3 protein-coding genes and 1 pseudogene are annotated in these 3,153 nt (G+C 30.6%); 2 read left to right on the forward strand and 2 right to left on the reverse strand.

Translation table 11 applies throughout. From position 1 onward, the window contains the following. On the reverse strand, positions 1 to 826 hold an 826-nt coding region (locus QZZ11_RS01205; RefSeq protein WP_292472776.1), incomplete at its 3' end, for an MATE family efflux transporter. Between the two features lie 395 nt (positions 827 to 1,221). On the opposite strand from QZZ11_RS01205, the gene QZZ11_RS01210 reads away from it, so the two are divergent. Then, positions 1,222 to 1,746 (forward strand): GNAT family N-acetyltransferase, encoded by a 525-nt coding sequence (locus tag QZZ11_RS01210; RefSeq protein ID WP_292472778.1) that lies wholly within the window; start codon positions 1,222 to 1,224, stop codon positions 1,744 to 1,746. Between the two features lie 78 nt (positions 1,747 to 1,824). Here the strand turns inward: QZZ11_RS01210 and QZZ11_RS01215 are convergent, their stop codons facing one another. Then, complete coding sequence (locus tag QZZ11_RS01215; RefSeq protein WP_292472780.1) at positions 1,825 to 2,775, reverse strand: bile acid:sodium symporter family protein; 951 nt, start codon at positions 2,773 to 2,775, stop codon at positions 1,825 to 1,827. 129 nt (positions 2,776 to 2,904) lie between these two features. Between QZZ11_RS01215 and QZZ11_RS01220 the strand changes: the two are divergent. After that, a pseudogene (locus QZZ11_RS01220) lies at positions 2,905 to 3,153 on the forward strand (radical SAM protein); the annotation flags it as partial.

The following is a 3,153-nucleotide window of genomic DNA, read 5'->3' on the forward strand; positions in this document are numbered from 1 at the left end:
AAACTGCTACTGCTACTGATCCTGATACTATGGTCAACATAAAGTTAACTATGATTGATAGTGCTGCGAGTACTAACTGTTCCAGACTTGCTGGTATTCCGACAACCAGTATATCCTTGTACATGGTTAAATTGTTTTCAAAGTCTTTTCTTGTAGATGAAAGGTAAGTGTCTTTTTTGATAAATATCCAGTAAAGCATTAGTATTAATCCAATCAATGCTGTTAATCCTGTTGCCCATGCTGCTCCTGCTACTTTAAGATTTAATCCATAAATGAATATTGGGTCAAGAATCATATTTGTTATTGCTGTTACTGCTATTGGAATGGTTGCCCTTTTAATGTCACCTTCTGCTCTGAAAGCTCCTCCAATAATTGGTGGAATAAGTACTGCAAAGGACCATGAAAACATTACTACTCCATATTCCATGGCATAGGAAAGTACACTGGCTGCTCCCATTATGTTGAGTAAGTCTTTTAGAAATACCAGCAGTACTATCGTTACTAGTATTGATATTATCACACTTATTATAAGTGAATGTATTGCCGCATTGTTGGCGTTGTGTTTGTTTTGTGCACCGATATATCTTGATATTAATGAGTTTGCTCCGGCACCTATACCGTTTCCTATACCTACCAATATCATGAATAGTGGTGTAATATACCCTAATGCTGCCAATGGATCGGCTCCCAGTCCTGCCACCCATATACTGTCAATTATATTGTTAGCAAATATTAGGAACATACTTGCTATAATTGGTATTGCCAGTTTGTTTATAGCCTTTTTAGGGTCTCCTGTAATCATTTCTATGTTTGAATTTTTTTCCATATTTTACCTCATTCTTGCATATGCAACTATATACTTGTATATGCAAGTAATACTATTTAAAGATATCACCCATTTATTGCCAGACACAATTATTTCCAATTTAATTTATTTTCACCAAACATAAATTGATTAAAAGAAATATTTCGATAAACAAAGCTTTCATTATACACCATTTTTAATATCGTTTATGAATTTATTTCAAAACTTGTTTTATGTATAAAAATAATAAAAAATGCTATACATCTGTTAAAAAAATGTTTTTTAAAATAACAATATTTAAATAATTTAAAAAAATAATAATAATTTATAAAGATATCCATTTTACTACATAAACACCGCACATTAAACAGTGAAATACCATAAATATAATTTCAAAACGTATAAAGGTGAATAACGTGATAACAATAAGAAAGGCAAGCGAAAAAGATATTGAAAATGTTTTGAAACTTTACAGTGAAGTAATTGACCAAATAAGAGATAATGAATCCCATCCAGGATGGGAACATGGCGTTTATCCTAGAAAAGAAAATATATGTGATGCAATAAACGCTGAAGAATTATATGTTGGAGAAAAAGATAACGAAATAGCATCAGCAATAGTAATTAACAACAGAACCAATGAAGGTTACGAGAATATTAAATGGAATATTGATGTAGACGATGAATATGTATATTACATTCACCTTGTAGCAGTAAATCAGAAATTCAGAAAGCAGGGATTTGCCAAGAAAATGCTAAATTATGCCTTTGATTTAGCTAAAGAAAATTCAATAAAAAGTATTAGACTAAGCATCCACATGAACAACTTGGGTATAGAACCTGTATATACCAAATTAGGATTTAAATACGTTGATTCAATAGAAGTAAATAATAAATACAGAGGATTAATCTCTTTTAAAGTATATGAAAAAATCCTATGATTAAACTTTAAACTCCTTTTTAAATTACTTATTTTAATAATTAAAAGAAAAAAAAGATAAAAAAGAACTATTTTTTAGTTAATTTTCCTGATCAAAATATTTTCTGAAAATATGTGCAAGGACTGATCCTGCAAAGTTCTGCCAAACAGAATATAACGCCCCCGGAACAGTAGCTGTAGCCAAATTAGGAAAATGTGTTTTAGCAAGACTTGTTGATAAACCAGAATTTTGGAAAGCCAATTCTATTGCAATGGTTATAATCTGTTTCCATTTCATACCTGACAAGTATCCTACTGCAAAACCCAATAAAATACCGAGACAATACTGTAAAACTACTATTAAAATAATTATCCATGAAGATGTAAGTATAGCCTGTTTATTTGCACCAAGTACTCCACCAATAATTAAACATATTGCAATAGCAGAAACCGTTGGCAAATAATCCTTTAATTTGTTTGCAAAATCCGGAAACTTGTAATTTACAAATAAACCCAATAATATAGGAATAATTACTATTTGAACAATTGAAATAAACATGTCCAAAGGATTGAACAATATCTGATTACCAATTAACAATAATGTTATAACCGGAGTCAATATCGGTGAAATAATCGTTGAAACTGCGGTTAAAGAAACTGATAATGCCAGATCACCCTTTGCAAGAAAAGTTATTACATCGGATGCAGTACCGCCCGGAACCGTACCAACCAGTATTAACCCAACCGTCAATGCAGTATCCAAGGAAAAGGCTCTGGCCAATAATAAAGCCAATAATGGCATGATTATATATTGTGCAGAAATACCAAGCAATATCTCCTTAGGTTTTCTAAATACATTCAAGAAATTATCCAATTTTAATGTCGTACCCATTCCAAATAGAATAATACTTAAAAGTATGTTTATAACTGCCATGCCGTAAATATCTTCCAAAACCCATGTAAAAGTTGTTGGATAAGCTAATGCTACGACAACAAAAAGTATTATGACTAGAAAAAAATACTTTTCAAAATAACTTAAAAATTTATTCATAAGAAAATGTATATAATCCATAATAATTAAACTTGTAAGAAAATTGAATTATTTAAACCCCATCTGACAATATATTTAATTACGAAAAAGACGATAACTAATATAATCATAAAATCAAGAAGTGAAATTATGCACTATGTTAAAGCTAAGAGTATATTATCAAAGAATAATGGGATGAACCTTTACAGGGGATGTACTCATGGATGTATATACTGTGATTCAAGAAGTAACGTCTATAATATGCAGCACGATTTTGAAGACATAGAAGTTAAAGAAAATAGTCTTGATTTACTTAAAAAAGCCTTGCAAAAGAAGAAAGAAAAGTGCATGATTGGTACCGGTTCAATGACTGATCCCTACATTCCGTTAGAATCAGAA

The organism is Methanosphaera sp., assembly GCF_016282985.1.
GTDB lineage: Archaea > Methanobacteriota > Methanobacteria > Methanobacteriales > Methanobacteriaceae > Methanosphaera.

What these genes read in the sequence shown, in the direction of transcription:
- QZZ11_RS01215 (WP_292472780.1), bottom strand. Translation starts at nt 2,775, where the DNA reads ATGAATAAATTTTTAAGTTATTTTGAAAAGTATTTTTTTCTAGTCATA.